Here is a 16,211-nt window from a genome sequence, read left to right as displayed (position 1 = left end):
CCAGATGAGCCAGGCGGCACAGAACCTCAACTGGTTGATCACCAACTTCGTGGACAACACCCCGGGTGTGTCCCACACCGTCGTCGTGTCCGCGGACGGTCTGCTGCTGGCGATGTCGGAGGGCTTCCCGCGGGACCGAGCCGACCAGCTGGCGGCCGTCGCGTCGGGTCTGACCTCACTGACGGCGGGGGCGTCGCGGATCTTCGACGGCGGCAGCGTGGCCCAGACCGTCGTGGAGATGGAACGGGGATTCCTCTTCCTCATGTCCGTCTCGGACGGTTCGTCCCTCGCCGTCCTGGCGCACCCCGAGTGCGACATCGGCCTCGTCGGCTACGAGATGGCGCTGCTGGTCGACCGCGCGGGCGCGGTGCTCACCCCGGACCTGCGCGCCGAGCTCCAAGGCAGTCTGCTCCACTGATCGCCCACGGATCCACCCGTCTCACCAAATCACCGTCCGGCCGCCACAATCCCCCCACTGGCCCCTTACCAGACGGCTTGACTGACCGACTTGCTGTCCCAGCCCGGAGGATTCATGACCCCGCCCACCGCCTCTCATGATCCGTACGCGGAGCCGTACGAGGATGAGGGCGACCAGCCGCTGGTTCGTCCGTACGCGATGACCGGCGGCCGGACCCGGCCGCGCTACCAGCTGGCCATCGAGGCCCTGATCAGCACCACGGCCGACCCGGCAGCGCTCATGGGACTGCTCCCGGAGCACCAGCGCATCTGCCACCTGTGCCGTGAGGTGAAGTCGGTCGCCGAGGTGTCGGCGCTCCTCTCCATGCCGCTGGGCGTGGCCAGGATCCTCGTGGCGGACCTCGCGGAGGCCGGCCTGGTCGCCATTCACCAGCCGGGTGGCGACGAGAACAACGGCGGCGCTCCGGACGTGACGCTGCTCGAAAGGGTGCTCAGTGGACTTCGCAAGCTCTGAACCAGGCCGGGCGACCACCTCCGCGAAGATCGTGGTGGCGGGTGGCTTCGGCGTGGGCAAGACCACGTTCGTCGGCGCGGTCTCGGAGATCAACCCGCTGCGCACCGAGGCCGTCATGACGTCCGCGAGCGCGGGCATCGACGACCTCACGCACACCGGGGACAAGACCACCACCACGGTGGCGATGGACTTCGGTCGTATCACCCTTGACCAGGACCTGATCCTGTACCTCTTCGGTACGCCCGGCCAGGACCGCTTCTGGTTCATGTGGGACGACCTGGTGCGCGGTGCCATCGGCGCCGTCGTCCTGGTGGACACCCGCCGTCTCGCCGACTGCTTCCCCGCGGTCGACTACTTCGAGAACAGCGGGCTCCCGTTCGTCATCGCCCTCAACGGCTTCGACGGACATCAGCCGTACACACCCGACGAGGTGCGCGAGGCGCTGCAGATCGGCCCGGACGCGCCGATCATCACCACCGACGCCCGGCACCGGGCCGATGCCAAGAGCGCGCTGATCACGCTGGTCGAGCATGCGCTGATGGCGCGGCTGCGGTAGCGCAAGTCGGGAGCGTCCTACGGCAGTTGTCGTAGATGTACCGGAGCCGGCTGTGGCCTTTGACACGGTCGGCTTCGTTGTTCATAACGTTTCGGCAGAGGAATCGGGTGGTACGGCCACTCGTCGCGGTCAAGCGGTGTCGCTGCGCGCACGAACGCCCCGTCTTTTGGCGGGGCTCGCTCTTTATGACCGTTTTATCTAGGGCTTACATCATGCGGAATCCTCGACTTCCACTGTTTGGAAGAGCGCAGGCCGACGTGCTGGAATGCGAGAACTGCCCAATAGTCAAAGACGTACTCAGCAGTACTGCGTACTCGATGGCGAACTGGGCTCTGAGACACAGCGGCACATACGTAGGTGCCGACCCCGCCGGAAGGTTGTTGGTCGAGTGAGGCGAAGCAAGAGCAGTCCCGAGCCGTCGGCCCGGGGCAACTTCACCCCGCCGCCGCGCGGAGCGGCGCCCGCCCATGTGCCCGGATCGGAACCAACGGCCTCGCCGGCCCCGAGCGGCGGCCGTCTCTCCCCGCGCAACTGGCGCGTGCCGACCCGGCTGAACGCGATCCTGCTCATACCCGTGATGGTCGGCCTCGTCATGGGCGGCTTCCAGGTGAAGAGCTCGATCGACACCTGGCAGGAGGCCGAGGACGCGGAGAACACCGCGCGTCTGGTCGCCGCCGCCCTGACCTACGGCGACGCGCTCCTCGAGGAGCGCGACACGACCGCCGCCCCCCTGCTGGCGGGCAAGGGCGAGGACGACCCGGCGGTCGTCAAGGCCCGCGCCACCACCGACAAGGCCGCCGACGCCTTCGACGAGGCCGCCCAGAACATGCCGGACCGGCCCAACCTGGTCCGCCGTCTGGACCGCTTCCGTGAGGTCGAGCCGGACCTGACCAAGCTCCGCGCAGCCGCCTACACGAGCAAGCTCCAGGGCGTGGAGACCGAAGAGGGCTACGTCGCGGTCGAGCACCGACTGCTGGAGTTCTCCAACGAGCTGGGCCTGGGCACAGGAAACATCACCAGCTACGGCCGTACGGTCTACGCCATCTCGCTCACCAAGGGCGCGCTCTCGCTGCAGCGCTCCATCGGTATGCACATGCTGACCCGGCCGGGTCCCAAGGCCGAGGACCTGGGCAAGCAGCGCGTCGCCCTGTCGTCGTACGCCTACCTGGAGGGCATCGCCATCCAGGAGTACCAGAGCGGTGGCACCGAGGCGGACAACGCCAAGCTGGTGCAGGCCTCGAAGGACATCAAGGCCGAGGGCGCGGCCCTGGCGGCGGCGGCCAAGCAGAAGAACCCGGACTACGTCCCGCCGCCCACCAAGGACAACGCGATGGTCTCGGCCATCGCGCAGCTGTCCTCCACGGACCCCAGTGACCGCCAGGCCCTCGCCGCGCAGGGCATCACCAGGGACAACTGGTGGGCGGTGAACACCCTCAAGTACAACGCGTACCGCGACATCGAGAACGACCTCGCGGGCACCGCGGTGAACGAGGCGTCCGCCATCTCGGACGACGCCAAGCGCGACGCGCTGATCACCGGCGCCGTCGTCGTGGTCGCCCTGCTCGCCGCGTTCATCCTGGCCGGGATGGTCGCCCGCCAGATGAGCCGCGCGATGCGCCAGCTGCGCAACGCCGCCTTCGGCATCGCCGAGCAGCGCCTGCCGATGCTGGTCGACCAGCTCTCGCGCACCGACCCGGGCCGCGTGGACACCCGCGTCCAGCCCATCCCGATCAACACCCGCGACGAGATCGGCGAAGTCGCCCGCGCCTTCGACCAGGTCCACCGCGAGGCCGTCCGGCTCGCCGCCGAGCAGGCCCTGCTGCGGGGCAACATCAACGCGATCTTCACCAACCTGTCGCGCCGCAACCAGTCGCTGATCGAGGGCCAGCTGACCCTGATCACCGACCTGGAGAACAACGAGGCCGACCCGGACCAGCTGGAGAACCTCTTCCGCCTGGACCACCTCGCGACCCGTATGCGCCGCAACGGCGAGAACCTCCTGGTCCTCGCCGGCGAGGAGCCCGGCCGCCGCTGGGACCAGCCGGTCCCGCTGGTCGACGTGCTGCGTGCCGCCTCCTCCGAGGTGGAGCAGTACGAGCGCATCGAGCTGTCGGGTGTCCCGGAGGCCGAGATCCACGGCCGCGCCGTGACCGACCTCGTGCACCTGCTCGCCGAGCTGCTGGAGAACGCGACGACGTTCTCCTCCCCGCAGACCAAGGTTCGCGTGACCGCCACCCGTCTCCCCGACGGTCGGATCATGATCGAGATCCACGACAAGGGCATCGGCCTCACCGCCGAGGACTTCGCGGACATCAACCACAAGCTGGCCAACCCGCCGACCGTCGACGCCGCGATATCCCAGCGCATGGGCCTGTTCGTGGTCGGCCGGCTGTCCGACCGGCACGGCATCCGCGTCCAGCTGCGCCCCTCCGGCGAGCAGGCCGGCACCACCTCGCTTGTCATGCTGCCCGACGCCATCACGCACGGCGGTGGCGGCGAGCAGCAGCCGGCCCAGGACGAGTTCACCGTCTCGCAGATCATCCCGGAGCAGAACTTCCAGGGTGGCGAGAGCTTCGGCCCGCCGATGCGCACGGCCGCCGAGCTGGGCTTCGACGACAGCCGCTACACCGAGGTCCCGGACGACATCCGCGATCTGGACCCGGTGGGCCGCTCCCTGATGCGCGAGGAGCGCCGCGCGGCCCTGGAGGCCCAGTCCCACGGCCCGGAGAACCCCGAGGCGCCCGGCTACGACAACTTCACCGGTCAGCCGGCCTACGACGGTCACAACGGCTTCCCCGAGCAGCAGGGCGGGTACGACCCGCAGCAGTCGTACGAGGAGCAGCAGCAGACGTCGTACGAGGAGCAGCAGCGGTCCGCGTACGAGGAGCCCCAGCGGGCGTCGTACGACGACACGTACTACGCGCCCAACGGCGGCCTGCAGCAGAACGACACCTTCTCGTCCGGCGGCGGCTACCCCGAGCCCTCCTATGCGGAGCCGGTCCGTGAGGAGCCCGCGGCTCCGAGCGCCCCCGCCTCGGAGTCCTTCCCGGCCTTCGAGCAGCGGCGCCACCAGGACGACTGGCCGCAGCAGAACGGCTTCGGGAACGGCTATCAGGACCAGTACGCTCCGGAAACGGAATCTGCGCAGGCCGGTGACGCAAACGAGCGCGACCGCGTAGGCTTCGACCGTCCGGGACCGGCCTCCTCCGCCGCCCACGCCATGACCGACGCCGGGCTCCCCCGCCGCGGATCGGGCGCGAGCGGCAGCAACGGCGGACGGCCCGTGCGGCAGGAACCGTCGGCCCCCGCGCCGGAGAGCAACGGCGACAGCAGCTGGCGTTCGGCCAACGACGACCGCTGGCAGCAGGCCTCGCAGCTCCGGAAGCCCAAGGCGGGCGGGGTCACCTCCTCCGGTCTGCCGAGGCGGGTTCCCAAGGCCAACCTGGTCGAGGGAGCCGCTGAGACCACCCCCCAGGGAGGTCCACAGATCTCCCGTGCTCCCGAGGACGTCCGGGGCAGGCTGAGCAACCTGCGCCGCGGTGTCCAGCGGGGACGCAGCGCAAACAGCGAAACGAACGGCCAGGGCTTCGGCCCTGACAGCACCTACAACCAGGAGCGTTAGTGTGAGCCCGATGAGCCAGGCGGCACAGAACCTGAACTGGTTGATCACCAACTTCGTGGACAACACCCCCGGGGTGTCGCACACGGTGGTGGTCTCCGCCGACGGACTCCTTCTGGCGATGTCCGAAGGCTTCCCGCGCGACCGCGCCGACCAGCTCGCGGCCGTCGCCTCCGGTCTGACGTCCCTGACGGCAGGCGCCTCCCGCATCTTCGAGGGTGGCAGCGTGAACCAGACGGTTGTGGAGATGGAGCGGGGATTCCTGTTCATCATGTCCGTCTCCGACGGTTCTTCGCTCGCAGTTCTCGCACATCCCGAGGCGGACATCGGCCTCATCGGGTACGAGATGGCCCTTCTGGTCGACCGTGCCGGTACCGTCCTCACGCCGGATCTGCGTGCGGAGCTCCAGGGCAGCCTGCTCAACTAACAGACAGTCGGTGCGTTTTGGCGTCCCGTGGCCGTAAGGTTTCGGGACGCGGCTCCACAAGATGGGTGCCAGGCACGGTCGGAGGAGGAGAGAAAGTGGCAACACCCCCAGACGGTTCGTCATCGGGCAACTGGTCGTACGGCCCTGGCCAGGGGCATGGCGACGGTTCCCGGAACCGGTACAACTTCCCCTCCACGCCCAGCCAGCGGCAGCCGTACTCCCCGCAGGGCCCCGGGCCCTCGCCGTACGACCAGCCGCCGGCGCCGCGCATCCAGCCGGTGCAGCCGCAGCGACGCGCCCCTGAGCCGGCACCCGCCGGGTCGTCGTCCAACCCCCTGGTGCGCCCGTACGCCATGACCGGCGGCCGGACGCGCCCGCGCTACCAGCTCGCCATCGAGGCACTGGTGCACACCACCGCGCAGCCGCACCAGATGCAGGGCCAGTTGCCCGAGCATCAGCGGATCTGCAACCTGTGCCGTGAGATCAAGTCGGTCGCCGAGGTCTCGGCCCTCCTGACGATCCCTCTCGGCGTGGCCAGGATCCTCGTCGCCGACTTGGCGGAGGCGGGCCTGGTCGCCATCCATCAGCCCGGCGGCGACGAGAACGCCGGCGGCCAGCCAGACGTGACACTGCTCGAAAGGGTGCTCAGTGGACTTCGCAAGCTCTAGCGGCGGTCCTTCCCGCTCCACCACCTCGGCGAAGATCGTGGTGGCGGGTGGCTTCGGCGTGGGCAAGACCACGTTCGTCGGGGCCGTCTCGGAGATCAACCCGCTGCGTACCGAGGCCGTCATGACGTCCGCTTCCGCGGGCATCGACGACCTCACCCACACCGGGGACAAGACCACCACCACGGTGGCGATGGACTTCGGTCGTATCACCCTTGACCAGGACCTGATCCTGTACCTCTTCGGTACGCCCGGCCAGGACCGCTTCTGGTTCATGTGGGACGACCTGGTGCGTGGCGCCATCGGCGCGATCGTCCTGGTGGACACCCGCCGTCTCGCCGACTGCTTCCCCGCGGTCGACTACTTCGAGAACTCGGGTCTGCCCTTCGTGATCGCGCTCAACGGCTTCGACGGCAATCAGCCGTACAACCCGGACGAGGTCCGTGAGGCCCTCCAGATCGGCCCCGACACCCCGATCATCACGACGGACGCCCGTCATCGGGCGGACGCGAAGTCGGCGCTGATCACTCTCGTGGAGCACGCGTTGATGGCTCGCTTGCGGTAGTGGACGTGCGGCCATCGGGCTGCCCCTCACGGTCATTGGCCGTCTGCGGGCAGTCGGTGGTCCTCGCGCAGTTCCCCGCGCCCCTAAGCGCCCAGGAACGTCGAAGGGCCCCTCTCTCGGAGAGGGGCCCTTCTTCATGCTCTTGAGGTCAGCGCCAGCTGTGCGGTGCGCGGAAGCCGGGCTCGCGCTCCAGGCGGCGCCAGCCGGCCTTGGCGCGGCCGCGGTGGGCCGGGGCGGCGTCGGTGGGCCTTGCGGCGGCACGCGCGAGCAGGATCGCCGTGATGGCGGCGACTTCCTCGGGCTCGGCGTGGCCCTTCTCGACGCGGATGTCAGGGAGGTTCATGGGTGTCAGTCTCCGTGAGAGAGGTTTCCGCAGCGGTACCGGTGGGTTACTGCGGGGGGTTGCCGTGCTTGCGGGACGGCAGGTCGGCGTGCTTGGTCTGGAGCATCGCCAGGGACTTGACGAGCACCTCGCGGGTCTCCGCGGGGTCGATCACGTCGTCCACCAGGCCACGCTCGGCCGCGTAGTAGGGGTGCATGAGCTCGGACTTGTACTCCTTGACCATGCGGGCCCGCATGACCTCGGGGTCCTCGGCCTCGGCGATCTGGCGGCGGAAGATGACGTTGGCCGCACCCTCCGCGCCCATCACGGCGATCTCGTTCGTCGGCCAGGCATAGGTGAGGTCCGCACCGATGGACTGGCTGTCCATGACGATGTACGCGCCTCCGTACGCCTTGCGCAGGATCAGGGAGATCCGGGGGACGGTCGCGTTGCAGTAGGCGTAGAGCAGCTTCGCGCCGTGGCGGATGATTCCGCCGTGCTCCTGGTCGACACCCGGAAGGAACCCGGGAACGTCCAGGAAGGTGACGATCGGGATGTTAAAAGCGTCACACATCTGGACAAAGCGCGCAGCTTTTTCCGACGCCTCGATGTCCAGAACACCGGCGAGGGACTGCGGCTGGTTGGCCACGATGCCGACGACCTGGCCGTCGAGGCGGGCCAGCGCGCAGATGATGTTGCGAGCCCAGCGCTCGTGGACCTCCAGGTACTCGCCGTCGTCGACGATCTCCTCGATGACCTTGGCCATGTCGTACGGCCGGTTGCCGTCCGCCGGGACCAGGTCGAGGAGCACGTCGCTGCGGCGGTCCGGTGCGTCCGTGGACTCCGCCCGGGGCGGGTTCTCACGGTTGTTCTGGGGCAGCAGCGAGAGCAGGTAGCGCACCTCGGCGATGCACGTCTCCTCGTCGTCGTACGCGAAGTGGCACACGCCGGAGGTCTCGGCGTGCACGTCCGCGCCGCCGAGGCCGTTCTGGGTGATCTCCTCGCCCGTCACCGCCTTGACCACGTCCGGGCCGGTGATGAACATCTGGGACGTCTCGCGGACCATGAAGACGAAGTCCGTCAGGGCGGGCGAGTAGGCCGCGCCGCCCGCGCACGGGCCGAGCATCACGCTGATCTGCGGGATGACGCCGGACGCCTTGGTGTTGCGCTGGAAGATGCCGCCGTAGCCGGCGAGCGCCGAGACGCCCTCCTGGATACGGGCGCCCGCGCCGTCGTTGAGCGAGACCAGCGGAGCTCCGGCCGCGATGGCCATGTCCATGATCTTGTGGATCTTGGTGGCGTGGGCCTCGCCCAGCGCGCCGCCGAAGATGCGGAAGTCATGGGCGTAGACGAAGACCGTGCGGCCCTCCACCGTGCCCCAGCCGGTGATGACACCGTCGGTGTACGGCTTCTTGGACTCCAGGCCGAAGCCCTGGGCCCGGTGCCGGCGCAGTTGCTCGACCTCCCGGAAGGAACCCGGGTCCAGGAGCAGCTCGATGCGCTCCCGGGCGGTCAGCTTGCCCTTGGCGTGCTGCGCCGTGGTCGCCTTCTCGCTCGGGCCGGCCAGCGCCTGGGCACGGATCTCGTGCAGCTCGGCGGTCCGCCCGCGGGCGTCGATCGGCTCACCCGGTGCCTCATCCAAAACGGTCATGTAGTGACCTTACGAAGGACACCGGGGAAAGCGAGCCGTTGACTCCGTACAGTCTCCGGAGCCATTTCCTGGTACCACTGAACAGAACCGTCGCGGCATGCAGCCCTTCTGACTGCTCAGAGGGCGTGCGGGTTGTTGGGGTCGCACAAAGCCGTCAGGCGAGAGCCACCTCACATCGATGGGTCGCGCATACCACCCCCGGAGTGACACGGACGCTCAGACGGCGTCCCGTCGAGAGGATCTCGACCGAGTCGTCCGTACGCAAAACCCGGCGTACGGGGTGGTCCCAGGTGATCTCCAGCGGCTCGCCCGAGCGCGGCGGCTCACTCACGCAGAGCGTAGCGGTACGGCCCCGGCGGCGGAGCAGCACGCTCGCACCGGCGGTGGCGGTGAGCGGGCCCACCGTACCCGGCTGCCAGAAGTTGGCGGCGGTGAGGCCCAGGGAACGGACGTGCACCGCCTGGCACGCGCTGTCGTTGGCGAGGACCGACAGCCAGCGGGTGCCCAGGGCGGCGCGGGCCGCCACCTGGTGCCGGCCGGCTCCGGGCATGAGGACGTAGACGTAGGTCGCGTCCGTCGGGTCCGTGCCGTGGTCGAGCCAGAGGGTCTGCCAGCGACGGGTGCGGCGCTCCGTCGTGCTGGTGGTGTTGATGTCGGCCCAGGCGCCGGTGCGGTCCTCGCGCAGGGTGCGCAGTCGGCCGTACGGCACCACCCAGCCGCCGTGACCCTCCAGGTGGGCCCAGCCGGGGCCGCGTACGAAGGTCTGGGTGCCGCCCTCCCCCAGGTTGCGGTTGTCGACGACGGTCTCGACGGGGACTGCGTCGGCGCAGGTGATGCCGGCTCCCAGGCAGATCACGGCGTCCGCGGCGCAGAACCACGACTTGCGGGCCTGCAGGGTCGAGCCGAGGCCCTTCAGATGCTGCCCGATCGCCGCGTACTCGCCGTCCGTCGCGCCGCCGACCCACCGCACGCCGGGCCTGGGCTCGCCCCACTCGCCGCCCGCCCTGTCGGGAAGGCGCTTGGTGGAGACCGTCGTACCGGGGAGGCGGTACCAGTCGACGGTCGGCCAGTACCAGTCCGTGTACTGATCGCCGAGTCCCGGCGCCCACCAGGAGAGCATTCCGGCGCCGGTGTGCCAGCCGCGCGGGTTCTCGCCGTTGCCGCATTCGTAGTGGGCGATGCGGTCACTGGCCATGGCGATGTCGGCGACGAAGCCCGGGCGGCGGTGGACGGCCCGGTCCATGGCAGCGAAGAGGTGATGGCCGACCGGCTCGGGGGCCGCGGCGACCGGCGACTCGGCGACGGTGTGCAGCCGGGCGAGGTCGGCCACCCCGAACTGACGGGCGGTCAGGATCGGCGTGACCGTGTCGCGTTCGATCCAGCCCTTGATACGGCCGTACCAGCGTTCCCGCTCCGCCGCGCTCGCGCCGCCCGCGAGCAGGGCGATGGCGGCGATGATGCCCTGACCGTGGAAGTGGTCGCTGCGCATCACGTGCCGGTCGTCGCTCTTGAGGTAACCCCGGCTGATGGCACGGCCGTTGACGCTGTCCATCATCAACCCGTCGTGAACGAGCGGGGCGTAGGCGTGCTCGACGCTGTCCAGGACGATCTGCCTCTTCGGGTCGGTCACCTGCCACTCGGATCCGGCGAGCAGGGCGAAGAGGCGGCCGAGGCCGTCGAGGAGGACCTGGCCGTAGGTGCCGGAGTAGGCGACCCAGGTGTGCTGGACGAACGAGCCGTCGGCGTAGAGGCCGTCGCCCTTCGTGACGTACGGGAAGACCGGGGAGAGCGCGTCCCGGGCGAGCGCGATCTTCGCCGGGGCCCGGCCGAGGATGCCGCGCAGGGCGACGCTGCGGCACAGGTCGACGCGGTTGGCGCCGGTGGAGGTGCCGGAGTAGTCGGTGAGCATCGCGTCCGGGATGAAGTGGTCGACGGCCGCGCAGGCGGCATCGACCCGGGCCTCGCCGAGGTGGTCGTACAGGGCGGCCGTGATGTCCGTCAGCAGGCGCGGGCTGCCGATCTGCCATTCCCACCAGTTGCCGTAGCGGGTGGTGGAGGGGTTGTAGACGGTGGCGGAGAGGTGGTCGAGGCCCCGCAGGACGTCGGCGAGGAGGGCGGGGTCGGCGGTGGAGCCGGTGCCCTGCTGGACGTAGGCCTGCGTCATGGTCCACAGGCGGCTGTAGCTCTGGGTGATGCCGGCGGGCGGGTCGTAGGGGTGGCCGGGCCACAGGGAGGTGGGCGTGGGGGCCATGGTGGCCCGGAAGCCGCGGGCGAGGGTGCCGGTCTCGGCCAGCCGGGAGGCGTACGGCTCCGCCGCGGGGTCGTAGCCCGTGCCGAGGGCGATATCGAGCCAGCGGAGGCGGAGGGTGTCGTAGGCGTCGGCCGCGGCGGTGCGGGCGGCGGGAGCGGCGGTGGCCAGGAGCGCCGCCGCGAGCAGGACGGCTCGGCGGGTGGGTCTCGTGAGCCCGGTGCGCTGAATGGTCATGTCATGGGCATCTACCACCTCAGAGTAATCACGCCAACACTTTGCGGATGATGTTGAATCTCGAACGGAATAGGTCTACGGTCGGTCGCGTTGATGTAGTTCAAGATTCAACATTGGGTCGCAAGGCCCCCTCATCCCTAAGGAGCACATCATGGCGAACACCGACCTGACCGCACTGACCGGCGAGTACACGATCGACGCGGCCCACTCCACCATCGGCTTCACCGTCCGGCACGCCATGGTCACCAACGTCAAGGGCAAGTTCCTCGACTTCAGCGGCTCGCTGCAGCTGGACGGCGCCGACCCGGCCGCGTCCAAGGCGTCGATCGACGTCAAGATGGACAGCATCGACACCGGCTCCGCGGACCGCGACGGACACCTCAAGAGCGCGGACTTCTTCAAGATCGATGAGTTCCCGACGATGACCTTCCGCTCCACCAAGGCGGAGTCCCTCGGCGGCGACGACTACCGCATCACCGGTGACCTGGAGATCCTCGGCACCACCAAGTCGATCACCATCGACCTGGAGTTCAACGGTGCCGCCAAGGACCCGTTCGGCAACGAGCGCGTCGGTTTCGAGGGCAAGGCGGAGATCCTGCGCTCGGAGTGGGGTCTCACGTGGAACGCGGCGCTGGAGACGGGTGGCGTGCTGGTCTCCGACAAGATCAAGCTGCACTTCGACATCTCGGCGATCAAGAGCGCGTGAGCCTTCTCTGAGGCACGCGACACGACGCGACAGCGCCGGTGAGTCCGTCACTCACCGGCGCTGTGTCAACTTCCGGAGGATCGCCGCGACTTGAGCCGTGCGGCTCTGTGGGGTCCGGGCGCGCAGAAGGCCGAGCATGAGCTGATAGCGCTCGCTCCGGCCCAGCTGCGCGAAGGCCGCACGGGCCCGGGCGTTCTCCGCCAGCGCCGCGGCCAGCTCGTCCGGGACCTCGGCATTGCGCTGCGACTCGTACGCCCCCTCCCACCGCCCGTCCGCCTTCGCGGCGTCCACTTCGGCGAGGCCCTGGGGGCGCATCCGCCCCTCGGCGGTCAGTTCCGCCACCCGCCGGACGTTGACCATCGACCAGAGGCTGCCGGGCCGGCGCGGGGTGATCCGCTGTACGTAGTACGAGGCGTCGAGTGCCTTGCGCTGCCCCGTGATCCAGCCGTGGCACAGGGCCACGTCGTTGACCTCGGCGGCTGTGACGGAGGGGATGCCGGAGTCCTTCTTGGCGACCCTGACCCACAGGCCGGGGTGCGGAGCCGGGTGCTCCGCCAGCCAGGTGTCGAGGGCGTCGGCGGAGGCGAAGGCGCGGGGTTCCGGATCGCGGTGCGGGCTCATGACGCAAACGTAGGGGCGAAGTAGGTCAGGAAGTGTCCTCCATCAAGTAGGTCAGGGAGTGTTCTCCATCGGCCGGCCCGGCTCCCCGGTCAGTAGGTGACGCTCGGGTACCGGTCGCCGCGCCCCTTCGGAAGCAGGTCGAGGAGGGTCCAGAACCGGGGCCAGCAGGTCGATGCCCCGCTCGCCGATGTCCTCGGACATGCGGGGGTGCACGGAGCAGAAGTGGCGGAGTGTGCCGTCATCGCTGCCCTTCCGGTGCCCGCAGGAGGGCCGCCGCCTGGTCGCGGGCGTGCGCGATCGGGTCCGGGAAGGTGTTCAGACCGTGGGCGACGAGCGCTCCCTCGTGAAGCAGCATCAGTGTCCGGCCCAGGCGGTCCCCGTCGTCCGGGGCGATGTCCCGGGCGAGACGGGTGAACAGGGAGAGCATCCACTCCTTCTGCCCGGCGATGATCGGGTAGGCCGGATGGGCGGGGTCGCTGATCTCGGCGTGCGCGTTGACCATGCTGCACCCCTTGGAGCCGTACTCCGCCGACCACGCGCGTGAGGCGTCGAACACCGCCAGGACGTGCGCCTGCGGTGTCGCGTGCGCCGCGTCGAGGTGGTCGTCGAGGTACCGCGCGAGGAAGGCCCGCCAGCGCTCGTCGCGGCCGGTCAGGTACTCCACGACGATCCGCTCCTTGGAGCCGAAGCGGTCGTAGAGCGTCTTCTTGGTCACCCCCGCCTCCGCGGCGATGAGATCCACGCCCACGGCGTGGATGCCGCGCTCGTAGAACAGCCGCTCGGCGGCTTCCAGGATGCGTCGTGCGGCGCGCGTCAGCGTGACGCGCTGCGGCTGCTGCTCTGCGGTGCCCATGGCATCCGAGTATACCGATCTGTATACTTTCTGGTGCGAGCAAGGTATACCGATCTGTCTACTGGATGTGGTTGGCGTGAACGCCCTGCTGTCCCTCGCCTTCGTCCTCAGCTGGAGCTCCGGGTTCATCGGCGCCAAACTCGGCGCCGGGAGCGCGTCCGCGGTGACGATCCTGATGTGGCGGTTCCTGCCGCTCGCGGTGATCCTGGTCATCGTGGCCGCGGTGCTGGGCCGTGCGTCGTGGCGGGGTCTCACCGGGCGGGACCTCGCCCGCCAGGCCGTGATCGGCACGCTGTCGCAGAGCGGCTATCTGCTCACCGTCTACTACGCCATCCAGCTGGGCGTCTCCAGTGGCACCACGGCCCTGATCGACGGCGTCCAGCCCCTGGTCGCCGGTGCCCTGGCCGGACCCCTGCTGGGGCAGTACGTCTCAGGCCGGCAGTGGCTCGGGCTGTGCCTGGGGGTGAGCGGCGTCGTCGTCGTCACCATGGCCGACGCCACGGCGGCGACCGGCGTTGCCGCGTGGGCTTATCTCATCCCCTTCCTCGGCATGCTCTCGCTGGTGGCGGCCACGTTCCTCGAAAGCCGCTCCCGGACGGCCGTTCCGCCCATGGTGGCGCTCACCGTCCACTGCGCCACCAGCGCCGTACTGTTCACGGCGTTCGCCCTGAGCACCGGAGCGGCCGCGCCGCCCGCCGAGGCCGGTTTCTGGGCCGCGATCGGCTGGCTCGTCGTGCTGTCCACCTTCGGCGGGTACGGGCTGTACTGGATGATCCTGCGACGCTCCGGGGTCACCAAGGTCAACACCCTCATGTTCCTCATGGCGCCGGTCACGGCGGTGTGGGGGGCGTTCATGTTCGGCGAGCACTTCAGTGCGCAGACCGCGATCGGCCTGGCGGTCGGACTTGCCGCCGTCGTCATCGTGTATCGCGGGGGCGGCACATCCCGTGCGCGTGCGCTCCGGCCGCGCCCCAGGACCGGTGGCTCTCCTCAACAGGTCCCGCACGGCCCGCCCGCGCCTCCGGCCCCGCAGTCTCCAGCCGCCGGCCACCGGCTCCCCGGTGGCTGCTCGTGAGGCCCCTCTGATCAGCGTTCGCTTCCGCTTCCGGGCTCACACCACTGCCGGACGGCCGTTCGGCATGCCGTGTCATCCTCGGCTTCGGGGTGCGGAGTTCTTCACGCCGTTCGCTCTTCTCCTGCTGGGCGCCGCCGTGTTCGCGCAGGGGACGTCCGAGTTCATCGGGAGTCGTACCGGGACATCCTCGACGGCATGACCGCCGCGGCATCCCGCCCCGACCGCCGGGGGCCACGTGGCCGTGCGCGAGGCCGGGACCGGCGCCCTGGACGCCTGCCGCTCCTCGCATCCGATGGCGCGGGCGGGCATCGACGGGACGCCTCTGGCGACGAGTGACGGGTGACGGCCCAGACGGGCAGACTGCCAGGCCCGGTGGCGAAATCGAGGCGCGGACGGGTGTCGCCCCCGGGCATCATCGTCGACATGACCGACACGCCCCGCCCCGCCCCCGCATGGGTCGCCGTCTCCTCGTACGAGATCGAGAAGCCGCTCCTGCACCCCGAGGCCGCCGTCCGCGCCTGACTGCGGGAGCGCGGCATCGACTGGATGCCGTTCGAGGCGGGTGAGGTGCGCTGGGACCGCGTGTGCGCGCCGGGGGCCGACGGGCGCCGGCGGGCGTGGATCACGGTCCATGTCGCCGCCGGTGCCCTGTGGCGGCTCGGATTGCATCCCGATCAGCCGACGTCCGTCGTCAACGGGCCGTCGCCGCCCGGCTGGTGGCATGCCGCCGGGGAGCGGTACGGGCGGCGGGGCTCGGGCGGGAGGGGCGGGGCCTGAGGGGGCGTGGCCGGAATTGGCCCCTTGTGGGGGCGGTCACAGGATTCCCATAATCCAGCAAAGGAATTGACCGGCGCATGTCAGCAGACAGTCACTCCCCTTGCTTGGCATGCCCCCTACATTTCAGTGCTCTCTCCACGTTCGCATGTCCAACCCCCCACGGAAGGCATCACGTTGAAGAAGCTCCTCACCGCCCTCAAGAGATGCGCGGTCCTCGGCGCCGCCGCTCTCGCGATCGTCAGCCTTCAGCCCGTCTCGGCCGCGCAGGCCGCAGACTCGCGCGTCGTCGGCGGAACCCGTGCCGCACAGGGCGAGTTCCCGTTCATGGTCCGGCTCTCCATGGGCTGTGGCGGCGCTCTCTACACCCAGCAGATCGTGCTCACCGCCGCGCACTGCGTGGGCGCGACCGGCCCCAACACCAGCATCACCGCCACGGCCGGCGTCGTGGACCTGCAGTCCACCAGCGGCCGCGTCCAGGTCCGCTCCACGTACGTGTACCGGGCCCCGGGCTACAACGGCGACGGCAAGGACTGGGCGCTCATCAAGCTCGCCCAGCCGATCAACCTGCCCACGCTGAAGATCGCCACGACCACGCAGTACAACACCGGCACCTTCACCGTGGCCGGCTGGGGCGCGGCCCGTGAGGGCGGTCCCCAGCAGCGCTACATGCTCAAGGCCAACGTGCCGTTCGTCAGCGACGCCCAGTGCCGCTCCTACAGCGGCTACAGCGGCCTCATCGCCAACGAGGAGATCTGCGCCGGCTTCCCGTCCGGCGGCGTCGACACGTGCCAGGGCGACTCCGGCGGCCCGATGTTCCGCCGCGACGCGAGCAACGCCTGGATCCAGGTCGGCATCGTCAGCTGGGGCATAGGCTGCGCCCGCCCCAACGCCCCCGGCGTCTACACCGAGGTCTCCACCTTCGCGTCGGCGATCGCCTCCGCGGCGTCGTCCCTGTGAC

Annotated in this window: 16 protein-coding genes; 11 read left to right on the top strand and 5 right to left on the bottom strand. The window is 69.7% G+C overall.

Going from position 1 to position 16,211, the window contains the following annotated elements:
• Positions 1 to 4 precede the first annotated feature (4 nt).
• From ACFY5C_RS19240 to ACFY5C_RS19210, 7 genes are all read left to right on the top strand, one after another.
• A complete protein-coding gene (locus ACFY5C_RS19240; RefSeq protein WP_093910158.1) occupies positions 5 to 418 on the top strand; it encodes a roadblock/LC7 domain-containing protein in 414 nt (137 codons plus the stop codon).
• A gap of 114 nt (positions 419 to 532) precedes the next feature.
• The gene (locus ACFY5C_RS19235; RefSeq protein WP_003997626.1) at positions 533 to 931 is read left to right on the top strand and encodes a DUF742 domain-containing protein; all 399 of its coding nucleotides are present in this window, start codon (positions 533 to 535) and stop codon (positions 929 to 931) included.
• Positions 912 to 1,487 (top strand): ATP/GTP-binding protein, encoded by a 576-nt coding sequence (locus ACFY5C_RS19230; protein WP_030051303.1) that lies wholly within the window; start codon positions 912 to 914, stop codon positions 1,485 to 1,487. The genes ACFY5C_RS19235 and ACFY5C_RS19230 overlap by 20 nt, the downstream gene beginning before the upstream one ends.
• A 388-nt stretch (positions 1,488 to 1,875) precedes the next feature.
• Positions 1,876 to 5,109 carry a nitrate- and nitrite sensing domain-containing protein gene (locus ACFY5C_RS19225; RefSeq protein WP_389445668.1) on the top strand — a complete coding sequence of 1,078 codons (3,234 nt, stop codon included), beginning with the start codon at positions 1,876 to 1,878 and terminating at the stop codon, positions 5,107 to 5,109.
• Positions 5,110 to 5,119: 10 nt separating this feature from the next.
• The gene (locus ACFY5C_RS19220; RefSeq protein ID WP_005479603.1) at positions 5,120 to 5,533 is read left to right on the top strand and encodes a roadblock/LC7 domain-containing protein; all 414 of its coding nucleotides are present in this window, start codon (positions 5,120 to 5,122) and stop codon (positions 5,531 to 5,533) included.
• Between the two features lie 95 nt (positions 5,534 to 5,628).
• Positions 5,629 to 6,201: a DUF742 domain-containing protein gene (locus ACFY5C_RS19215; RefSeq protein ID WP_389445667.1), complete on the top strand. Its 573-nt coding sequence runs from the start codon at positions 5,629 to 5,631 to the stop codon at positions 6,199 to 6,201.
• Positions 6,182 to 6,763: an ATP/GTP-binding protein gene (locus ACFY5C_RS19210; RefSeq protein WP_026248371.1), complete on the top strand. Its 582-nt coding sequence runs from the start codon at positions 6,182 to 6,184 to the stop codon at positions 6,761 to 6,763. Before ACFY5C_RS19215 ends, ACFY5C_RS19210 begins: the two co-directional genes overlap by 20 nt.
• A 148-nt stretch (positions 6,764 to 6,911) precedes the next feature.
• Here ACFY5C_RS19210 and ACFY5C_RS19205 read toward each other — a convergent pair whose 3' ends face one another.
• The 3 genes from ACFY5C_RS19205 to ACFY5C_RS19195 all read right to left on the bottom strand — a co-directional run bounded on the left by ACFY5C_RS19205 (position 6,912) and on the right by ACFY5C_RS19195 (position 11,221).
• Positions 6,912 to 7,106, bottom strand: a complete 195-nt coding sequence (locus ACFY5C_RS19205; protein WP_389445666.1) for an acyl-CoA carboxylase subunit epsilon — start codon at positions 7,104 to 7,106, stop codon at positions 6,912 to 6,914.
• A gap of 46 nt (positions 7,107 to 7,152) precedes the next feature.
• The gene (locus ACFY5C_RS19200) at positions 7,153 to 8,736 is read right to left on the bottom strand and encodes an acyl-CoA carboxylase subunit beta (protein WP_389445664.1); all 1,584 of its coding nucleotides are present in this window, start codon (positions 8,734 to 8,736) and stop codon (positions 7,153 to 7,155) included.
• 154 nt (positions 8,737 to 8,890) lie between these two features.
• The gene (locus ACFY5C_RS19195; protein WP_389445663.1) at positions 8,891 to 11,221 is read right to left on the bottom strand and encodes a polysaccharide lyase 8 family protein; all 2,331 of its coding nucleotides are present in this window, start codon (positions 11,219 to 11,221) and stop codon (positions 8,891 to 8,893) included.
• Positions 11,222 to 11,372: 151 nt separating this feature from the next.
• Here ACFY5C_RS19195 and ACFY5C_RS19190 point away from each other — a divergent pair, with 151 nt between their 5' ends.
• The gene (locus ACFY5C_RS19190; RefSeq protein WP_389445661.1) at positions 11,373 to 11,927 is read left to right on the top strand and encodes a YceI family protein; all 555 of its coding nucleotides are present in this window, start codon (positions 11,373 to 11,375) and stop codon (positions 11,925 to 11,927) included.
• A 51-nt stretch (positions 11,928 to 11,978) separates the two neighbouring features.
• Here the strand turns inward: ACFY5C_RS19190 and ACFY5C_RS19185 are convergent, their stop codons facing one another.
• Complete coding sequence (locus tag ACFY5C_RS19185) at positions 11,979 to 12,548, bottom strand: YdeI family protein (protein WP_389445659.1); 570 nt, start codon at positions 12,546 to 12,548, stop codon at positions 11,979 to 11,981.
• Positions 12,549 to 12,786: 238 nt separating this feature from the next.
• Positions 12,787 to 13,401 (bottom strand): TetR/AcrR family transcriptional regulator, encoded by a 615-nt coding sequence (locus ACFY5C_RS19180; RefSeq protein ID WP_389445658.1) that lies wholly within the window; start codon positions 13,399 to 13,401, stop codon positions 12,787 to 12,789.
• A 76-nt stretch (positions 13,402 to 13,477) separates the two neighbouring features.
• Here ACFY5C_RS19180 and ACFY5C_RS19175 point away from each other — a divergent pair, with 76 nt between their 5' ends.
• From ACFY5C_RS19175 to ACFY5C_RS19165, 3 genes are all read left to right on the top strand, one after another.
• Entirely contained in the window at positions 13,478 to 14,476 is a 999-nt protein-coding gene (locus ACFY5C_RS19175) for a DMT family transporter (RefSeq protein ID WP_389445656.1), read from the top strand.
• A 546-nt stretch (positions 14,477 to 15,022) separates the two neighbouring features.
• Positions 15,023 to 15,253 (top strand): hypothetical protein, encoded by a 231-nt coding sequence (locus tag ACFY5C_RS19170; protein ID WP_389445654.1) that lies wholly within the window; start codon positions 15,023 to 15,025, stop codon positions 15,251 to 15,253.
• A 174-nt stretch (positions 15,254 to 15,427) separates the two neighbouring features.
• On the top strand, positions 15,428 to 16,210 hold the full coding sequence (locus ACFY5C_RS19165) for a S1 family peptidase (RefSeq protein WP_389445652.1): 783 nt from the start codon (positions 15,428 to 15,430) through the stop codon (positions 16,208 to 16,210).
• Position 16,211: the final 1 nt, after the last annotated feature.

The sequence above is a fragment of the Streptomyces sp. NPDC012935 genome (assembly GCF_042900345.1).
Lineage (GTDB): Bacteria > Actinomycetota > Actinomycetes > Streptomycetales > Streptomycetaceae > Streptomyces.
Note: the sequence above shows the minus strand (reverse complement) of the source record. Positions and strands in the feature narration are given on the sequence as shown.

Bases quoted from the DNA above. Each gene is read 5' to 3' on its own strand.
- ACFY5C_RS19240 (WP_093910158.1), top strand. From the start codon at position 5: ATGAGCCAGGCGGCACAGAACCTCAACTGGTTGATCACCAACTTCGTG.
- ACFY5C_RS19235 (WP_003997626.1), top strand. From the start codon at position 533: ATGACCCCGCCCACCGCCTCTCATGATCCGTACGCGGAGCCGTACGAG.
- ACFY5C_RS19220 (WP_005479603.1), top strand. From the start codon at position 5,120: ATGAGCCAGGCGGCACAGAACCTGAACTGGTTGATCACCAACTTCGTG.
- ACFY5C_RS19205 (WP_389445666.1), bottom strand. From the start codon at position 7,106: ATGAACCTCCCTGACATCCGCGTCGAGAAGGGCCACGCCGAGCCCGAG.
- ACFY5C_RS19200 (WP_389445664.1), bottom strand. From the start codon at position 8,736: ATGACCGTTTTGGATGAGGCACCGGGTGAGCCGATCGACGCCCGCGGG.
- ACFY5C_RS19195 (WP_389445663.1), bottom strand. From the start codon at position 11,221: ATGACCATTCAGCGCACCGGGCTCACGAGACCCACCCGCCGAGCCGTC.
- ACFY5C_RS19190 (WP_389445661.1), top strand. From the start codon at position 11,373: ATGGCGAACACCGACCTGACCGCACTGACCGGCGAGTACACGATCGAC.
- ACFY5C_RS19185 (WP_389445659.1), bottom strand. From the start codon at position 12,548: ATGAGCCCGCACCGCGATCCGGAACCCCGCGCCTTCGCCTCCGCCGAC.
- ACFY5C_RS19180 (WP_389445658.1), bottom strand. From the start codon at position 13,401: ATGGGCACCGCAGAGCAGCAGCCGCAGCGCGTCACGCTGACGCGCGCC.
- ACFY5C_RS19170 (WP_389445654.1), top strand. From the start codon at position 15,023: ATGCCGTTCGAGGCGGGTGAGGTGCGCTGGGACCGCGTGTGCGCGCCG.